The sequence below is a fragment of the Pseudooceanicola sp. NS-SX9 genome, assembly GCF_057380705.1.
Genome location: NZ_CM170818.1, coordinates 2,464,148 through 2,482,266 on the forward strand (window position 1 = coordinate 2,464,148; position 18,119 = coordinate 2,482,266).

Annotated in this window: 17 protein-coding genes; 11 read left to right on the forward strand and 6 right to left on the reverse strand. The window is 68.4% G+C overall.

Features of this window, described 5'->3' with window-relative positions; all coding sequences use genetic code 11:
* Positions 1–77 precede the first annotated feature (77 nt).
* From AC2ITM_RS11695 to AC2ITM_RS11705, 3 genes are all read right to left on the reverse strand, one after another.
* Entirely contained in the window at positions 78–1,595 is a 1,518-nt protein-coding gene (locus AC2ITM_RS11695; RefSeq protein ID WP_486466823.1) for a formate dehydrogenase beta subunit, read from the reverse strand.
* Positions 1,592–2,059: a formate dehydrogenase subunit gamma gene (locus tag AC2ITM_RS11700; protein ID WP_486466824.1), complete on the reverse strand. Its 468-nt coding sequence runs from the start codon at positions 2,057–2,059 to the stop codon at positions 1,592–1,594. The genes AC2ITM_RS11695 and AC2ITM_RS11700 overlap by 4 nt, the downstream gene beginning before the upstream one ends.
* A gap of 90 nt (positions 2,060–2,149) precedes the next feature.
* The gene (locus AC2ITM_RS11705; RefSeq protein ID WP_486466825.1) at positions 2,150–3,046 is read right to left on the reverse strand and encodes a LysR family transcriptional regulator; all 897 of its coding nucleotides are present in this window, start codon (positions 3,044–3,046) and stop codon (positions 2,150–2,152) included.
* Positions 3,047–3,288: 242 nt separating this feature from the next.
* Between AC2ITM_RS11705 and AC2ITM_RS11710 the strand changes: the two genes are divergently transcribed.
* Both AC2ITM_RS11710 and AC2ITM_RS11715 read left to right on the forward strand, forming a co-directional pair.
* Positions 3,289–4,680 (forward strand): bifunctional enoyl-CoA hydratase/phosphate acetyltransferase, encoded by a 1,392-nt coding sequence (locus tag AC2ITM_RS11710; RefSeq protein ID WP_486466826.1) that lies wholly within the window; start codon positions 3,289–3,291, stop codon positions 4,678–4,680.
* Positions 4,677–5,849, forward strand: coding sequence for an acetate/propionate family kinase (locus AC2ITM_RS11715; protein ID WP_486466827.1), 1,173 nt, complete (start codon positions 4,677–4,679; stop codon positions 5,847–5,849). Before AC2ITM_RS11710 ends, AC2ITM_RS11715 begins: the two co-directional genes overlap by 4 nt.
* A gap of 154 nt (positions 5,850–6,003) precedes the next feature.
* Here AC2ITM_RS11715 and hemP read toward each other — a convergent pair whose 3' ends face one another.
* Positions 6,004–6,165 (reverse strand): hemin uptake protein HemP, encoded by a 162-nt coding sequence (gene hemP, locus AC2ITM_RS11720; RefSeq protein WP_486469426.1) that lies wholly within the window; start codon positions 6,163–6,165, stop codon positions 6,004–6,006.
* 594 nt (positions 6,166–6,759) lie between these two features.
* Here hemP and AC2ITM_RS11725 point away from each other — a divergent pair.
* The 7 genes from AC2ITM_RS11725 (at position 6,760) to AC2ITM_RS11755 (ending at position 13,638) form a co-directional block, all read left to right on the forward strand.
* On the forward strand, positions 6,760–7,881 hold the full coding sequence (locus tag AC2ITM_RS11725; RefSeq protein WP_486466828.1) for an extracellular solute-binding protein: 1,122 nt from the start codon (positions 6,760–6,762) through the stop codon (positions 7,879–7,881).
* 129 nt (positions 7,882–8,010) lie between these two features.
* Positions 8,011–9,126, forward strand: coding sequence for an ABC transporter ATP-binding protein (locus AC2ITM_RS11730; protein ID WP_486466829.1), 1,116 nt, complete (start codon positions 8,011–8,013; stop codon positions 9,124–9,126).
* Positions 9,123–10,547, forward strand: a complete 1,425-nt coding sequence (locus AC2ITM_RS11735) for an ABC transporter permease (protein WP_486466830.1) — start codon at positions 9,123–9,125, stop codon at positions 10,545–10,547. Before AC2ITM_RS11730 ends, AC2ITM_RS11735 begins: the two co-directional genes overlap by 4 nt.
* 103 nt (positions 10,548–10,650) lie before the next feature.
* Complete coding sequence (locus tag AC2ITM_RS11740) at positions 10,651–11,478, forward strand: ABC transporter permease (RefSeq protein WP_486466831.1); 828 nt, start codon at positions 10,651–10,653, stop codon at positions 11,476–11,478.
* Positions 11,475–12,170, forward strand: coding sequence for a hypothetical protein (locus tag AC2ITM_RS11745; protein WP_486466832.1), 696 nt, complete (start codon positions 11,475–11,477; stop codon positions 12,168–12,170). Before AC2ITM_RS11740 ends, AC2ITM_RS11745 begins: the two co-directional genes overlap by 4 nt.
* A gap of 305 nt (positions 12,171–12,475) precedes the next feature.
* Positions 12,476–12,898, forward strand: coding sequence for a GlcG/HbpS family heme-binding protein (locus AC2ITM_RS11750; RefSeq protein WP_486466833.1), 423 nt, complete (start codon positions 12,476–12,478; stop codon positions 12,896–12,898).
* An 8-nt stretch (positions 12,899–12,906) separates the two neighbouring features.
* Positions 12,907–13,638, forward strand: coding sequence for an SDR family oxidoreductase (locus AC2ITM_RS11755; protein ID WP_486466834.1), 732 nt, complete (start codon positions 12,907–12,909; stop codon positions 13,636–13,638).
* A gap of 30 nt (positions 13,639–13,668) precedes the next feature.
* Here AC2ITM_RS11755 and AC2ITM_RS11760 read toward each other — a convergent pair whose 3' ends face one another.
* The gene (locus AC2ITM_RS11760; protein ID WP_486466835.1) at positions 13,669–14,226 is read right to left on the reverse strand and encodes a tetratricopeptide repeat protein; all 558 of its coding nucleotides are present in this window, start codon (positions 14,224–14,226) and stop codon (positions 13,669–13,671) included.
* A 100-nt stretch (positions 14,227–14,326) separates the two neighbouring features.
* On the opposite strand from AC2ITM_RS11760, the gene AC2ITM_RS11765 reads away from it, so the two are divergent.
* Positions 14,327–15,247, forward strand: a complete 921-nt coding sequence (locus tag AC2ITM_RS11765) for a PHP domain-containing protein (protein ID WP_486466836.1) — start codon at positions 14,327–14,329, stop codon at positions 15,245–15,247.
* A 116-nt stretch (positions 15,248–15,363) separates the two neighbouring features.
* Entirely contained in the window at positions 15,364–16,977 is a 1,614-nt protein-coding gene (locus tag AC2ITM_RS11770) for an acyl-CoA dehydrogenase family protein (protein WP_486466837.1), read from the forward strand.
* 19 nt (positions 16,978–16,996) lie between these two features.
* Here AC2ITM_RS11770 and mraY read toward each other — a convergent pair whose 3' ends face one another.
* On the reverse strand, positions 16,997–18,079 hold the full coding sequence (gene mraY, locus AC2ITM_RS11775) for a phospho-N-acetylmuramoyl-pentapeptide-transferase (RefSeq protein ID WP_486466838.1): 1,083 nt from the start codon (positions 18,077–18,079) through the stop codon (positions 16,997–16,999).
* Positions 18,080–18,119: the final 40 nt, after the last annotated feature.

The window sequence follows — 18,119 nt, forward strand, 5'->3', positions numbered from 1 at the left end:
TTTCTTGTCCCAAATACCTCGGGGGAATCGCGCGGCACGCGCGATGGGGGCAGCGCCCCCCGCCACCTCGGCCATCCTCACTCCGCCGCCTCCCGCGCGATCCCGAAATCCTCCGGAAACGCCTCCAGCGCCGACATCACCGGATAGGGCGTGAAGCCCCCCAGCGCACAAAGCGATCCGGCCTTCATCGTCTCGCAAAGGTCCTCCAGCAGCGGCACCGCCGCCCCATCGCCCGCCACGATCCGCTCCAGCGTCTCCACCCCACGCACCGCGCCGATCCGGCAGGGGGTGCACTTGCCGCAGCTCTCCACCGCGCAGAATTCCATCGCGAACCGCGCCATCCGCGCCATGTCCACCGTGTCGTCAAAGACCACCAGCCCGGCATGGCCGATCAGCCCGCCCTGGCCATCGAATTCCTCGTAGCCGAAGGGCGTGTCGAACTTGCCGCGCCCGAAATAGGCGCCCAGAGGCCCGCCGATCTGCACCGCCTTCACCGGCCGCCCCGAGGCCGTGCCGCCGCCGATCCCCTCGACGATCTCGCCCAGAGGCATCCCGAAGGCGGTCTCGAACAGCCCGCCAAAGCGCACGTTCCCGGCGATCTGCAGCGGGATCGTGCCCTTGGAATGGCCCAGCCCGAAATCGGCATAGAACGCCGCACCCTTCTCGAAGATCACCGGCACGGTGGCGAGCGATATGACGTTGTTGACCACCGTCGGCCGCCCCAGAAAGCCCTCCAGCGCCGGCAGCGGCGGTTTCGCCCGCACCACCCCGCGCTTGCCCTCAAGCGAGTTCAGCAAGCTGGTTTCCTCGCCGCAGACATAGGCGCCCGCGCCCACGCGGACCTCCATGTCGAACCCCCGACCCGAGCCCAGCACATCCGGCCCCAGCACGCCCGCCGCCCGCGCCAGATCCACCGCGCGCGCCATCACCGCCACCGCATGGGGATATTCCGAACGGATATAGACATAGCCCTGCCCGGCCCCGGTCCCCAGACCGGCGATCGCCATGCCCTCGATCAGGGTGAAGGGGTCGCCCTCCATGATCATGCGGTCGGCAAAGGTGCCGCTGTCGCCCTCGTCGGCATTGCAGACGATGTATTTCGGCGCGGCCTTCGCCAGCCGCACCGTGTCCCATTTCACCCCCGTCGGGAAACCCGCCCCGCCCCGGCCGCGCAGGCCCGACAGCTTGACCTCGTCGACGATGGCCTCGGGCGTCATCTTCAACGCCCGGCGCAGGCCGGAAAGGCCGCCATGGGCCTCGTAATCGGCAAGGCTCAGCGGGTCGATGACGCCGCAGCGGGCAAAGGTCAGCCGGGTCTGGCGCGCCAGGAACGGGATCTGGTCGGTGGGCCCCAGGCTCTCCAGCCGGCCATCGAGCAGCGCCGCCACATCCCCCGGCGCCACCGGCCCCCAGGCGATGCGGCCATGGCCCGCGTCGATCTCGACCAGCGGTTCCAGCCAGACCATCCCCCGAGAGCCCACCCGGATCACCTCGGCCTGCATCCCGCGTTCGGCCAGCCCGGCCACCAGCGCTGCCGCCACCTCATCTGCGCCAAGCGCGATCCCGGCACTGTCCATCGAGACATAGATCTTCATGCCCGGGCCTCCGCCGCCAGTGCCGCAAGGCCTTCGCCGCTGACCCGGCCCAGCAGCCGGTCATCGTACATCGCCGCCGGGCCGCAGGCGCACAGGCCCAGGCAATAGACCGGTTCCACCGTCAGGGCGCCGTCGGGGGTGGTGCCGTGCCAGTCAAGGCCCAGCGCCCGCAGGACACGCGCCGCCATCGCCTCGGCGCCCATGGCCTGGCAGGCCTCGGCGCGGCAGATCTTCAGCACGTGGCGCCCCTGCGGCGCGGTCTTGAAATCATGGTAGAAGGTGATGACGCCATGGACCTCGGCGCGGCTGAGGTTCAGCGCCTCGGCGATCATCGCGGGGGCGGCCTCGGGGATGAAGCCGAAACTGTCCTGCAGATCGTGGAGCAGCGGCAGCATCGGCCCCTCCCGATGCAGGTGCCGCGCGATCAGCGGCGCGATGTCGTCCTGGCCTGGCTGCGGGTGCATGTCGTCTCTCCCCCTGCGCTTGCTGGGAGCAGTGTCATCGCCGCATCATGCGAAATCAATATCGTTATTCCGTCAAACGATTGAAGATTTCTATGACGCTTCCGCCGGATCGGCCAGGCTGCGGGCGGCTGTCAGCAATGCGGCCAGGACGGGCGTATGGGGTTCCTGATAGGGCGCGACCAGCCCCACGGCGGGCCCGCCGCTGCGCGCGCCAACCGGCAGGCGCACCAGATCGCGTCCCCGGGTCAGGAAATCCGCCAGGTGGTCGGGCAGCACGGTGACATGGCCGGTTTCCTCGACCTGGGCCACCAGGACGACGGTCGAGTTGGTCTCGAGCGCCGGTTTCGGATCCAGCCCCGCCGCCCGGAACGCCCGGTCGAGGATGCGCCGGTTCTGCATGTCGGGCGTCAGCAGGCAGAGCGTGCAGGGCGCAAGGTCGGTCCAGTCGAGCGCGCCGCGCGCGGCCAGCGGATGATCGGGGCGGCAGACGGCGGTATAGGCCTCGCGGTAGAGGAAGGCGGTCGAGACATGGCCGAGCGGTTCGTTGTCGAGATAGGAGATGCCGGCATCGGCCTCGAAGTTCTCGAGCATCGACAGGATCCCGGCCGAGGTGCGGCTGAGAATGGTGAAATTGACCCGCGGATGGGTGCGCGCCACCTGCGCCGCCAGCGCCGAGGCCCAGGTCAGCGCGGTCGGGATCACCGCCAGGCGGACATGGCCTGTGAGGCCCTCGCGGGAGAAGCGCATCTCGTCCTTAAGGCGGCGGGTGTCACCGACGATCTGGCGGGCATAGGCCAGCGCGCGCTGACCTTCCGGGGTGAAGCCGCCGAAGCGCGAGCCGCGCAGCACCAGCTTGACGCCCAGCTGGTCCTCGAGCTGGCGGATGCCGGTGGAGAGGGTCGGCTGGGTCAGCCCGAGGCTTTCGGCGGCGCGGCCGAAGTGTTCCTCGCGCGAGAGGGCGATGAGCATTTCCAGTTTGGCAATCATGGGAGGATTCTCGCATGGCGGGAGGCGGTTGGGAAGGCGGAGGGCGTTGAGGGGGCGCTGCCCCCATCGCCTGCGGCGATTCCCCCGAGGTATTTGGGAACAAGAAAATGGGCAGGGGCAGCGCGCCCGGGGGCGGGCGCGATCACAAAGGTGAGGCGTGCCCTTTCGTCGCCTTGCGCCGGCGCGGCGGGCGGCTTCTGCTGCGGAATGCTGCGCATGCAAACAATGGAAGGCCCCCCGTGATGCTGATCGAGAACCGCACCTTCGACGAACTGGCCATCGGTGATCATGCCGAGCTGAAGCGGCTGTGCACCCAGGATGACCTGATCGTCTTTGCCAATGTCTCGGGCAACCACAACCCGATGCATATCGCCGATCTGGACGGCGATGGCGATGGGCGTCCCGAGGCGATCGCGCCGTCGATGTTCGTGGGCTCACTGATTTCGGCGGTGCTGGGGAACCTGCTGCCGGGCGCCGGGACGCTGTACCGGGCGCAGAGTTTCAGCTTTCATGCCCGCGCCCATGCCGGAGAGGAGCTGATCGCGCGGGCCGTGGTGACGGCGCTTGATGCGCAGGCGCAGACGGTGACGCTGGCCACCGAGGTGCGGCGGATCGAGGGCGACGTGCTGATCCTGTCGGGGGTGGCCGAGGTCGAGGCGCCGAGGCGCAAGATCCACATGAACACCCGCGACCTGCCCGGGCTGATCGTGCAGCGGCACCGCCATTTCGAGGCGCTGCTGCAGAAGGCCGAGGCGCTGCCGTCGCTGCCCACGGCCGTGGTCTGCCCGGAGGAGCCCAAATCGCTGGGTGGGGCGTTGCTGGCGATGCAGCATCACCTGATCGAGCCGGTGCTGCTGGGATCGGCGGCGAAGATCACGGCGGCGGCGGCCGAGCTGGGCGCCGATCTGGCGGGGATCGAGGTGATCGACCTGCCCGAGCCGCGCGAAGCCGCCGCCCGCGCGGTGGCGCTGGTGACGCAAGGGCGCGCCCATGCGCTGATGAAGGGGCATCTGCATACCGATGACCTGCTGCGTCCGGCGCTGGACAAGGTGAGCGGGCTGCGCATCGGGCGGCGGTTCACCCATGTCTTCGTGATGGATGTGCCGGGGCTGGAGCATCCGCTGCTGATCACCGATGCGGCGATCAACATCGCCCCCGACCTGAAGACCAAGGTCGACATCGTGCAAAACGGCATCGACCTGGCGCGCTCGCTGGGGATCGAGGTGCCGAAGGTGGGCATCCTGTCGGCGGTCGAGGTGGTGAACCCCGACATCCCGTCGTCGCTGGATGCGGCATTGCTGTCGAAGATGGCGGATCGCGGGCAGATCACCGGCGGGCTGGTCGACGGGCCGCTGGCGATGGACAACGCGATCGACCTGGGCGCGGCGCGGACCAAGGGCATCACATCGCCCGTGGCAGGACGGGCCGAGGTGCTGGTGGCGCCGAACCTGGATGCCGGCAACATGATCGCCAAGCAGCTGACCTTCATTTCCCATGCCGAGGGCGCCGGGCTGGTGCTGGGGGCGAAGGTGCCGATCATCCTGAATTCGCGCGCCGATGACGACATGGCGCGGCTGGCGTCCTGCGCGGTCGCGGCCCTGCATCACGCACACATCACCGGAGCCGCCGCATGAGCCATGTCCTGACGCTGAACGCGGGGTCGTCGTCGCTGAAATTCGCGCTCTTCACCGCCGAGGCCGAGCCGCGCGCCCTGGCCACCGGGCTGGTCGAGCGCATCGGCACCACGCCGCAGCTGAAGCTGAAATCCTCGGCCGGCAGCGTGCTGGCCCAGGCCCGGCTGGAGCTGCCGGGCGGGCGCGACCATGCGGGGGCGCTGAAGGCGGCGCTGGCGCAGCTGAACCACCATTTCCCTGATGCCAGGATCGACGCGGTGGGGCACCGGATCGTCCATGGCGGGCGCAGCTTTGCCGCGCCGCTGGTGCTGGACACGGCCGCCCTGCAGCAGCTGGAAACCCTGGTGCCCTTCGCGCCGCTGCACCAGCCGCACAACATCGCAGGCATCCGCGCCGCCCAGCAGGCCTTTCCGCAGGCCCGGCAGATCGGCTGTTTCGATACCGCCTTCCACCGCCACCATCCCTTCGTCAACGACACCTTCGCCCTGCCGCGGGAATATTACGACAAGGGCGTGCGGCGCTACGGGTTCCATGGCCTCAGCTACGATTACATCTCGGGGCGGCTGAAGCAGTTGGCGCCGACGCTGTGGGACGGGCGCTGCATCGTGGCGCATCTGGGCAACGGCGCCTCGATGTGCGGCATGATCGGGGGGCGGTCGGTGGCGTCCTCGATGGGGTTCTCGGCGCTGGACGGGCTGCCGATGGGCACGCGCTCGGGGCAGATCGACCCGGGGGTGCTGCTGTACCTGATGGACCAGGAGGGCCTGAGTTCGGGCGCCATCGCCGAGCTGCTTTACACGAAATCCGGCCTGCTGGGGCTGTCGGGCCTGTCGGCGGACATGCGCACGCTGCTGGCCTCGGACACCGAGGGGGCGCGGCAGGCGATCGACTATTTCACCTTCCGCATCCGCCGCGAGATGGGCGGGCTGGCCGCCGCGCTGGAGGGGATGGATGCGCTGGTCTTTACCGGCGGCATCGGAGAGAACGCCGCCCCCGTGCGCGAACGGGTCTGTCAGGGGATGCACTGGATGGGGATCGAGATCGACCCCACCGCCAATGCCGCGGGCGACCTGGTGATCAGCGCGGCCCTGAGCCGCGTGCGCGTGCTGGTCATCCCCACCAACGAAGAGCTGGTGATCGCCCGTGCCGCCGTGGCCTTGCAGGCCTGAAATGCGGAACGCCGGAGCCCGCTGTCTGCGGGGCTCCGGCGTCTGTCGCGCTGAACCGGGGGTGGCTGCGGGCGGGCCTGCGCAGATGGCAGCGCACAGTCCGCCCCTGCCCGGCCGGCCTCCCGGGCGGAAGCCGGGGGCAGGTACCGCGTGCCTACTTGGTCAGGATGAGCTTACCCGCGCGGGTAATCCGCAGCGTGTAGATCTGATCGTTGAGCACGATATGCGCGGTGGGACCGCCTTCCGTCAGCTCAACGGCATTGTGTTGCGGCACTGCGGGAATCGCGCTTTCCCGGTCGATCTTCTCAGGCATCATCATGTCTATTCCTTCTCTTCCAGCCGTTCCGGTTGCTGCTTCAGGCCCGGGGTTGCCCTTCGGAGGCACCGCCTGGACACGCAGCCTGCACCGGAGACCTGCCTTCCGGGAAAGGCGGGTACAGGGGGGATGCGCGTTTCGTCGGCAAATCCGCTTGCTCTTGGAATCGGGCTTCCCCGCGCCTGGCGCGAAGTGGCTGGATGGCTAATAGTTGACTTAAGCTGTCGGGAATGTCAATCCGACTAAAACGGTCAATTAAAGGGCGCATGCCGGTCCGAACCGGCCCTGCCCTGAATTCAGGCAGCCCGCAGACCGTGGAAAAACCGCCCTTTTCCTACGCCCTGCCCAAATGTCACGCCCTGCCCTGCGGTTTTGCAACAGATTTTTTCCGTTATCCCTTCGCCACGGGCGGGACCGGCAAGGGATCGCAAACGACCCTGGGGCGAAATTTTTCATTGATCGGTTAATCAACTTCCGCCTTTCATGGCCCTGTCACACGTTCGTCAACACACAGAGTCATTGCGCGGCTAAGGCGTTGCGGCCCGGTTTCCCGGACCGTACCGGGCCCGACACATGACCAAAGGGGAGACCACCATGACTTTCACCCGCCGTACCGCCCTGAAATTCACCGCCGGAGCCGTCGCCGCACCGATGGTGCTGAAGGCCTCGGACGCGCTTGCCTCGTCTGGCAGCGTCAAGGTCTTTGCCTGGCAGGACTACATCCAGCCCAACATCGCCGAGAAATTCGAAGCCGACACCGGCATCAAGCTGGAGCTGACGACCTTCGGCTCGAATGACGAGGCGGAATCGACCGTGCGCGCCAATGGCGGCAAGGGATTTGACGTGATCTTCCCCTCGATCACCAATGTCGCGGGCTATTTCGACGATGCGGGCGAGCATTTCTTCATGGAAGTGCCGAAGGAAGTGAATGTCGATGCCATCATCCCCAGCTTCCTGCGCGACAGCGGCGCGCTTGGCGGGGTGCAGGCGGGCAAGCAGGTCGCGCTGCCCTTCGACTGGGGCACCGAGGGGCTGACGCTGAACCGCGCCACCCTGCCGATCGCCGATGCGGATCTGTCCTATGGCGACATGTTCGGCGAGGCGACCACCGGCAAGGCCGCCTTCCGGCAGAAATCGGCGCTGATCGGGGTGGGGCTTTATCTGGATGCCACCGGCGAGGTGCCCTCGAACCGGATGTACGATGTCTACAAGTCCGAAGAGGACGCCCGGCGCATCTTCGGCGAGGTGGTCAAGTGGATGGTCGCCCGCAAGCAGCATTTCGGCGCCTTCTGGAACAACGCCACCGAGGCGACGGCGGCCTTCAAGGATGCGGGCTGCGTCATCGGCCAGACCTGGGACACCACCGGGCTGCTGCTGAACCGCGAGAGCGCCGATTACGTCTACCGGGCGCCGAAAGAGGGCATCATCACCTGGATGGACAGTTTCGGGATGCTGCGCGGCGCCGAGAATGTCGAACAGGGCGTGGCCTTCATCAACTTCATGCTGAAGCCCGAAGTGGGCGGCATGTTCGCCAACAACACCGGCTACAACTCGGCCGTGACGGGGGCGGCGGATTTCGCCAGCGACGAGTTCAAGAAGCAGTTCAACGAGGTCTATCGCCCCGATGTGCTGAACAACATGTGGTGGTGGCAGTCCGACACGCCCTTCTACGCGCCGGTGGTCAACGAGATGGTCGAGATCATCACCAACGCCTGAGCTTGCGCGGGATCACGGGTGGGGCCGGCGGCGATGGCCGGCCCCTTCCCCGGCGTGGCGCCGGTGGCAGCGTCGCGTTTGCATATTTTTGGAAAGATGAAAGCAGGCGGAGCCCTGCGGGCGGGGAGCATGAGCAAGCTGGAGATGCGTGGGCAGGATGTGCGGCTGGAGGGGATGGGGGTGACCTATCCCAACGGATTCACCGCCGTGCAGCCCACCGACCTGGAGATCCGCGCGGGCGAGTTCTTTTCGATCCTTGGGCCCTCGGGCTGTGGCAAGACGACGATCCTGCGCACCGTTTCGGGCTTTGTGGAGCCCACCGCCGGGCGGGTGCTGATCGGGGGGGCGGACCAGCGCGGCATCGGGCCCAACGGGCGGCCCACGGCGCTGATCTTTCAGAACCTGGCGCTGTTCCCGCTGATGCCGGTCTGGGAAAACGTGGCCTTCGGGCTGGAGGCGCGCGGCTGGTCGAAGCGCAAGCGCCGGGCGCGGGCCGAGGAACTGCTGGCGCTGGTGGCGCTTGGCGACCAGGGGGGCAAGCTGCCCTCGGAGCTGTCGGGCGGGCAGCGTCAGCGGGTGGCGATCGCCCGGGCGCTGGCGGTGGAGCCTGCCGTGCTGCTGCTGGACGAACCGCTTTCGGCGCTGGATCTAAAGCTGCGCCAGCACATGCGGGCCGAGCTGCGGGCGATCCAGCAGAAGACCGGCGTGACCTTCATCTACATCACCCATGACCAGGGCGAGGCGCTGACCATGTCGGACCGGATCGCGGTGATGAACGCCGGGGTGGTGGAACAGGTGGGCAGCGGCGACGAGATCTATTCGGATCCCGCATCCGCCTTCGTGGCCAGTTTCGTGGGCGAGGTGAATGCCCTGCCCGGCCGGGTGAGCCAGACCGAAGGGGCCCTGGCGCGCATCGAGACCGGCGCCGGGGTGCTGCTGGCGCGCAATCCACGGGGGCTGCAGGCGGACGCGGCGGCGATCTTGTTCGTGCGCCCCGAGCAGATGGGATTTGGTCCCCAGGTCAACAGCTTTCGCGCCCGGCTGCTGCGGCGCGACCTGGAGGGCGCCTTCGTCACCTACAGCTTCCGGCTGGAGACCGGCCAGGAGATGGTGCTGCACCAGACCAATGCGGGTCCGGCCGGGCCGGTCATCACCGAGGTCCAGCTGGGCTTTGCGCCGGAGGCCGCGGTGATCCTGCCCGTGGGTCCGATGGCGCGCACCGGCCAGGAACTGGCGGCGCAATGAAGGGGCTGCTGAGGGGATATGGGGCGGGGCTGACGGCGCTGTTTTTCGCGGCGGCGCTGGCCTGGGGGCTGGTGCTGATCCTGCTGCCGCAGCTGACCATGCTGGAACGCGCAGTGACGCCTCCGAAGCGGCAGCTGGACAGTTCGGTGGCGCTGCAGCTGGCGCGCGATGCCCAGACCTGCGCGGTTTTGCTGCAGCAGGTGCCGGCTGCGGCCCCGGGAGCCGCCGCAAGCGGCGGGATGGCCGTGCCCCGGATCGGCGGCATGGCCCTGACCGCCCCGGGCGGAGCCCCGGCCATGGCGATACCGCAGGTGGGCGGGGGCATGGCGGTGCCGCAGATCGGCGCCGGCCCCCGCCCCGCCGCAGCGCTGCCCCTGCAATGCGCCCGCAGCACCACTCACCGGCCCCTGGTTCGCGACGACGGCGGACCTGCCGTCTACCTGGACGAGGCCGAGGGCCTGCCGGCGCTGTCTGTGGCCGGAACCGCACCGGCCGGACAGGTCGCCACGGCGCAGCGGATCCATGGCCTGGCGCAGGATCTCTATGGGCGGCTGAAGGATCGCGAGGCCCGTGCCTTTCCCTATACGCTGGCGAATTTCGAGACCCTCGCAGCGCCCCGGCTGATCCCGATGGCCCCGGGCCAGAAGGCGATCGAGGACCGCGCCCCGGGCAACCGGCTGCTGGATCTGACCGGGCTGCGTTTTGAACGCGACGGTCAGGTCTACGAACGGCTGGGGCTGGTGACGCTGGTGCGCACGATCTTCTTCGCCCTTTGTGCCACGGCCCTGGCGCTGGTGCTGTGCTACCCCATCGCCTTCAAGGTCGCCCTGGCGACGGCGCCGCGGCAGGCGGTCTGGCTGTTCCTGGGGCTGATCATCCCCTATGCCATCGTCGAGCTGATGCGCGTCTACGCCTGGACGACGATCATCGACACCCGCGGGCTGGTCAACTCGGTCCTGGGCTGGGCCGGTCTGATCGAGACGCCGATCCCCTTCAAGCGCTTCCCCGGAACGATCTTCGTGGTGATCGTCTATACCTACGTGCTGTTCATGGTCTTCCCGATCTACAACGTCATGGCGACGCTGGACCGCAACCAGGTCGAGGCGGCCCGCGATCTGGGCGCCCGGCCCTGGCGGGTCCACTGGCGGGTCATCATCCCCCATGCCAAGCCCGGCATCGCGGTGGGCTGCATCGCCACCTTCATGCTGAGCGCCGGGGCGTTTTCCGTCCCCCGGATCATCAGCCGCGGACTGCAGGCGGAATGGTTCAGCCAGACGATCTACAACAAGTTCTTCGAGAGCGAGAATTCCAACATCGGCGCCGCCTACAGTTTTGGATATACGCTGCTGTGCTTCGTGCTGGTGGCGCTGTTCATGCGCCTGATGCGGACGCGGCTGAAAGATTTCGCGAGGGTGCAATGAGGGGGCGGGCCGCGGCCTCGGGCCCGACGGGCCGCTCGGACGCGGCCGGGGGATGCTGCGCATCCCCGGCGCCCGGCAACCAATGTGACGAAAGGGGCCGGACGTGACGTCGAACCGCCTGCTGACTGCCTATACCTGGGCCTTTCTGGCCTTCATGTTCGGACCTCTGCTGCTGATGATCGTCAGCTCGTTCAACGACACCTCGCCGCCTTCGGTCACCGAATGGCACGGGCTGACCCTGAAATGGTACCAGTTCTTCTGGATGCCCGAGGACCAGCTGCGGGCCGACAGCGTATTGCGCAGCCTCGACCGGGACCGTTTTATCAGCTGTTTCGGAAATTCGCTGCAGATCGCCGTAATCGTGGTGCCACTGTCGCTGCTGCTGGGGCTGGCGGGCGCGGTGCTGCTGACCCGATGGCAGACCCGCGCCAACGGCGTGCTGTGGTGGGTGCTGCTGTCGCCGATGCTGGCACCGGGCGTCGTGCTGGGCCTGTCGGCGCTGGTCTTCTGGGGCCGGCTGGGCGTCAGCGCGGGCCTTTTCACCATCATCATGGCCCAGACCACCTTCATCGCCGGCTACCCGATGCTGATCCTGATGGCCCGCCTGCAACGCCAGCCGATCGAGCTGGAGGAGGCCGCACTCGACCTTGGCGCGACGCCGGCGCGGGTCTTTCGCCGCCTGACCCTGCCCTATCTGGCGCCGGCGCTGATCTCGGCCGCGGTGATCGCCTTCATGGCTTCGATGGAGAACTACAACACCACCATGTTCGCCAAGGGCGGCGCCTGCACCCTGGCGACCGAGATCGGCGCCATGGGCCGCAACCCCAACGGCCATCCCCCGGTGATCAACGCCGTCGGCTCGATGATCATCCTGGTCACCATCGCCGCCGCCCTTGCCCATACCTTCCTCCAGCACCGCGAGCGCAAATGACCCTCATCGCCCGCTGCCACCCGGCCCTGGCGCCGCTGCTGCCCGAACCCATTCCCGCCGCCCGCGCCCTGCCCGGCTGGCTGCGCGAGATGCCCTCCGAAACCCCTGCCGATGCCCTCGCCGGTGCCCCGGTGCGCACGCTGAAACATTGCCCACCCATCATCGACGCGCTGTCCCTGGGACTGCTCGTGCCACTGGCCTGCGACCTGACCTTCGAGAACGGCCATGTCAGCTGGGACTGGGATCCCCCGGTGCTGCCCGACACGCTGATCCCGCGCGCGCCCGTCGGCCTGCACCTGCCCGAACAGGCCCGCGGCACCCCCTGGCCCCTGGCCCGCAACAGCATCCTCAAGTTCATGAACTTCTGGACCTTCCAGAGCCCCCCCGGCACCTCGCTCCTCTTCACCCACCCCCTGAACCGCGAAGAACTGCCCTTCCGGACCCTCTCAGGCCTCGTCGACTGCGACCTCTTCCAGGACGGCTATGTTCACTTTCCCGCGCTCTGGCAGGACCCCGACTTCAGCGGCACCCTGCCCGCGGGCACCCCGGTGGCCCAGGTCATCGCCCTGCCCCGCGGCCCGACAGAGCTGACCGTCACCACCATGACCCAGGCCCAGACCCAGGCCAACCGCACCTTGCAGCAAAGCCTCGCCGAAACCCCCGGAACCTATCGCCGCCACCACCGCCACTGATCCCATTTTCTTGTTCCGAAATACCTCGGGGGAATCGGCGCAGCCGATGGGGGCAGAGCCCCCCAACCGCCGCCTCCCCAACCGACCCCTCCCAAACCACCCCCCTGCACAGCCGCCCCGCGCCACCGCACAATGGCGCCCCCTTGCACCTGCCGCCCACCGGGGTATCTCTTGCCCCATATCACCCCCGGGCCCGCAAGGGTCCGCGTAAGCGTTCACGTGAATCAACGCATTGCCTGGCCCCGGATGCCGGACGATGCGCTTCTGTGGCCATTCCGCATCCGCCTGAAGACAAAGAGGATGCCATGAGCCAGATGATACAGACCACCGCCACCCTGACGCTCGCGGCGGCGAACGCGCTGATGGATGCCGCCCAGGCCGAAGCCGAAACCCGCGGCCTCGCCCTGTGCTTTGCCGTCACCGACCCCGCCGGCCAGCTGATCGGCTTCCGCCGCATGGACGGCTGTGCCCGCGTGTCGATCGACGTCTCGATCGGCAAGGCACGCTCGGCCGCGCTGCTGGAAAAACCCTCCCGCTTTTTCGAGGAAATTGCCGACAGCGGCGCCACCTCGATGCTGTCGGTCCCCCATATCCTGCCGCTGCGCGGCGGCCTGCCGGTGACCTCGGGCGCTCAGATCCTGGGCGCGCTCGGCGTCTCCGGCGCCACCGGCCCCACCGACGAAGCGGTCTGCACCGCCGCCGTCGACACTTTCACCAAATCCCTCTGAGGTCCCCCATGTCCGTTGCCTCCTCCCTTTCCGGCAAGCGCGTCGTCATCCTCGGCGGCTCTTCGGGCTTTGGCCTGCAGGTGGCCCGCCTCGCAGCCCGGGCCGGCGCCCAGCTGCTGATCACCGGCCGCACCCCCGAAACCCTGCAGGCTGCCGCAGATGACCTCTCGGCCCTCACCACCGTCGACACGCTGATCTTCGATGCCTGGAAGGCCGACAGCATCGATGCCGCCTTCGAACGGATCGGCGCCTATGACCACCTGGTCTCGATGCTGGGTGGCGCCATGGGGGGCGGCTTTCTGACCGCCGATTACGACACGATCGAAAAAGCGGTGCAGGAAAAGCTCTTCAACAACCTGCGCATGGCCCGCGCCGCGGCGCCCCTGGTCCGCGAGGGCGGCTCGCTGACCTTCACCGCCGGCTCCGGCGGACGCCCCGACAATGCCTCGGGCGCCATCGTCGGCAACCAGGCCATCGGCCTTCTGGTCCGCGGCCTCGCGGTCGAACTGGCCCCCAGGGCCCGCGTCAACGCCGTTGCCCCCACCTGGACGCCGACGCCGCTGTGGCGTGGCATGTCTGACCAGGACCTGGAGGCCACACGCGCCCATTTCGCCCAGCAGATCCCCCTGGGCCGCACCGCCCAGCTGGAAGAGGTCGCCGATGCCTACCTCTTCTTCATCCGCAACGGCTTTGTCACCGGTCAGGTGCTGAACGTCGACGGCGGGCTGGACCTGCTGTAACTGCCCTGCGTGATCCCGGCCCCGCCGGGATCACATATCCAGCGGCAACCGCCCCTTCGAGGCCCGCGTCAGCGCCTTCATCGCATGGGCCCGGTCGCCGGGCCGGGTCCCGTTCCACAGCGCCTCGCCCATCGCCCTCGCCTCGGGCAGACGCAGTTCGGCGGCAGCACGGTACAGCAGGCCGTCGACCTCTGCATCGCGCCCCGCAAGTGGCCTCAGCGCCTCCAGCGCCACCGCCCAGTCCCCCGCCCGCAGTGCCAGCCGCCCCAGGTTCAGCCGCGCATCCGCATCCCCCGGCGCCCGCCGCACCGCCTCGGCAAAGGCCGCCTGCGCCGCAGCGATCTCCCCCAGCTCCAGCTCGACCCGGCCCAGCTCGAACCAGGCATTGGCATGGCCCGCCTCGATCTGCAGCGCCCGGCGCAGCCAGACCCGCGCCGGCGCCCAGCGGCCCTGCTCCATCAGCACCTTGCCCAGGTTGTAAGGCACGGCCGCGCCCCCCTGTCCGGCCTGCGCCAGACGCTTCAGCAGCCGCTCGGCCACCGCCCACTGCCCTTCCGACAGCGCCTTGTTCAAGGGATCCACACGCATCATCCCCCCTTGTCGGCCCGGACCTTGCGCAGGGCAAGCCCGTCATGGAACTGTCACCCCATCCCGTTACCGAAAGCCCACGCAACACCCCGAGGCCCCGATGTCCCTGCCCGCCTTCACCCGCCCCGGCCGCTTCTGGCGCGGCAACCTGCACACCCATTCGACGCTCTCCGACGGGGTTCTCGAACCCGCCGAGGTCTGCCGCCGCTACCGCGCCGAGGGCTATGACTTCCTCGCCCTCACCGATCACTTCATCGGCCATTTCGGCTATCCGATTGCCGACACGACACCCTTCCGCCAGGACGGTTTCACCACCCTCCTCGGTGCCGAGCTGCATTCCGGCGCCATGTCCAACGGCGAACTCTGGCACATCCTCGCCGTCGGCCTGCCGCCCGATTTCGCCCCCTCGCATACCCCGACATTCCAGCCCGTCCCCGATCAGGAAACCGGCCCCGAAATCGCCGCCCGCGCCCGCGCTGCCGGGGCCTTCGTGGCCATCGCCCATCCGCAATGGTCCGGCCTGACCCTGGCGGATGCCCGCAGCATCAAGGCCGCCCATGCGGTCGAGATCTACAACCACGGCTGCGCCATGGGCTGCGACCGGCCCGACGGCGCCGCCATAGGCGACCTGCTTTTGTCCGAAGGGCGCATGCTCAGCTACATCGCCACCGATGATGCGCATTTTTCCGAACCCGACCATTTCGGCGGCTGGGTGATGGTGAAATCGGAATCCAACACCCCCGAAGCCCTTCTGCAGTCCCTCAAGGACGGCGCCTTCTACAGCAGCCAGGGCCCGGAACTGCGCGACATCCGCCTGACCGACACCCATCTCGAGGTCACCTGCTCGGCCGTCTCCTCGGTGCTGCTGCAGGGCCAGGGCACCGCCGCCATCGCCCATCACGGCCACAGCCTGACCCGCGCCACCCTGCCGCTCAGCCGCTTTGCCAATTCCCCCTGGCTGCGCGTCACCCTGATCGATGCCGCCGGCAAGCGCGCCTGGTCGAACCCGTTCCGACGCTGATCCCTTCATCTTTCGCCAAATATGCCGGGGGAATCGCGGCCCCGCCGCGATGGGGGCAGAGCCCCCTTCCCCGATCCGCCCCCAGCGTCTACCCTTCCCCCAAGGGAGGACCTGCCATGACGCACCCCGAATCCCACCTTGCCACCCACGACGTCACCAACCAGCCCCCCGGCCCCGGCGACCGCGACCTCTGGGCGCTCGACCTGCCGCTGCAGCAGGCCATCGCCCGCCACCTGGGCCGCGCCGAGGCCCTCGCCCCCTATGCCCGCGCCCTTGGCACCGCCGTCATGGCGCAGGCCGCGCGCGACGCCAACCGCCACCCGCCCGAACTGCACACCTTCGACCGCCACGGCCGGAGGCTGGACGAGGTCCGCTTCCCCCCCGCCTGGCACGCCTTCATGACCCTCGGCGCCGAGGCCGGCTATGCCGCCCTGCCCTGGGACGGCGCCCCGGGCGGCCATGTCACCCATGCCGCCATGGTCTACCTCGCCAGTCAGGTGGAACCCGGGCACTGCTGCCCGCTGACCATGACCTATGCCGCCACGCCTGCCCTGCGCGGCAGCGCCCTGTCGCATCTGCTGCCGAAACTCCAGGCCCGCGCCTATGATCCCTCGGTCGCCCCCTTCCAGGCGAAATCCGCGCTGACCCTCGGCATGGCGATGACTGAAAAGCAGGGCGGATCCGACGTGCGCGCCAACACCACCCTCGCCACCCGCGAGGGCGACCATTACCGGCTGACCGGTCACAAGTGGTTCTGCTCGGCGCCGATGTCGGACGGCTTCCTGACGCTGGCCCAGGCCCCCGAGGGGCTGACCTGCTTCCTCGTGCCCCGCTGGCTGGAGGACCGCCGCAATCCGATCCTGATCCAGCGCCTCAAGGACAAGCTCGGCAACCGCGCGAATGCCTCGGCCGAGATCGAGTACCGCGACACCCTTGCCCACCGCATCGGAGAGGAAGGCGCGGGGCTGCGCGCGATCCTGAAGATGGTGCACCACACCCGCCTCGATACCGCCATGGCGCCCGCCGGGCTGATGCGCGCGGCCCTGCTGGAGGCGCATCACTGGTGCGTCCACCGCAGCGCCTTCCAGCGCCGGCTGATCGACCAGCCGCTGATGCAGGCGGTGCTGGCGGATCTGGCGCTCGACTGGGAGGCGGCGCTGGCGCTCGGGCTGCGGGTCGCGGCCAGCTTCGATGCCAATACCGACGCCGACCGCGCCTTTGCCCGCATCGGCGTGGCGCTGGCGAAATACCTGGCCAACAAGCGCGCCCCCACAGTCATCGCCGAGGCGATGGAGGTGCTGGGCGGCATGGGCTATGTCGAGGACACCCCCCTGCCGATGCTCTATCGCGAGGCGCCGCTGAACGGCATCTGGGAAGGCTCGGGCAATGTGATCTGCCTCGACATCCTGCGCAGCTTTGCCCGTGATCCCGCCATCCAGCAGGTGCTGGAGGCCGAGCTGGCCGCCGCCACCGGCATCGACCGGCGTTATGACACCGCCCTGACACTGCACCACCGCCGCTGGCCCACCCCCCCGCCCGAGGCCGAGGCGCGCTGGTTCGCCGAATGGCTGACGCTGCTGCTGCAGGGGTCGCTGCTGATCCGCCACGCCCCGCCCGAGGTCGCCGATGCCTTCGTCGCGACCCGCCTTGCGGGCGAGGCAGGCCGCGTCCCCGGCGCCATCGAGGGCACGGAAAAGGGCGCGATCCTGTCCCGGATCGCGCCCTTCTGAAACCTCCCGAAAAGGCGGCTCAGCGCAGCTTCAGCGTTGCCAGGCCGATCATCGCCAGGATCAGCGAGATGATCCAGAAGCGGATCACGATGGTCGGTTCCGCCCAGCCCTTCTTCTCGTAATGGTGGTGGATCGGCGCCATCAGGAAGACGCGCTTGCCGGTGCGCTTGAAATAGGCGACCTGGATGATCACCGACAGGGCCTCGACCACGAAAAGGCCGCCGACGATGGCCAGCACGACCTCGTGCTTGGTGGCGACCGCGATGGCGCCCAGGGCGCCGCCAAGCGCCAGCGATCCGGTGTCGCCCATGAACACCGCCGCGGGCGGCGCGTTGTACCAAAGAAAGCCCAGGCCCCCCCCAATGAGGCCTGCGACAAAGATGATGATCTCGCCGGTACCCGGCACGTAATGCAGGCCCAGGTAATCGGTGAAGGTCAGGTTGCCCACCATGTAGGAAATGATGCCCAGCGTCCCCGAGGCCACCATCACCGGCACGATCGCCAGACCGTCCAGACCATCCGTCAGGTTCACCGCATTGGCCGAGCCCACGATGACGAACATGGCAAACGGGATGAAGAAGACGCTGAGATGGATCAGCAGGTTCTTGAACACCGGCACCGCCAGGTCAAAGCGCAGCTCTGCGGGGTGCAGGTAGCTGGCCCAGAGGCTGGCGATCAGCGCCACGCCGAACCCCAGCAGCAGCCGCATCCTGGCCGAGACCCCCTTGGTGTTCTGCTTCGACACCTTGGCCCAGTCATCGGCAAAGCCGATGGCGGCGAAGGACAGCGTGACGAACAGCACCAGCCAGACGAACCCGTTGTCCAGCCGCGCCCACAGAAGCGTCGCCGTGGTCAGCGCGCCGACGATCAGCAACCCGCCCATGGTGGGGGTGCCCGCCTTGACGAAATGCCCCTCGGGGCCGTCGGTGCGGATGGGCTGGCCCTTGCCTTGGGTCTTGCGCAGCACGTTGATCAGCGGGCGACCGAACAGGAAGCCAAAGATCAGCGCCGTCAGGAAAGCGCCGCCCGCGCGAAACGTGATGTATCGGAATAGGTTGAAGACATCACCGCCGTCGCTGAGGGCGGTCAGCCAATACAACATTTCAGGGATCCTTCCTCGTACCCGCGAAACCCGGGTCTAC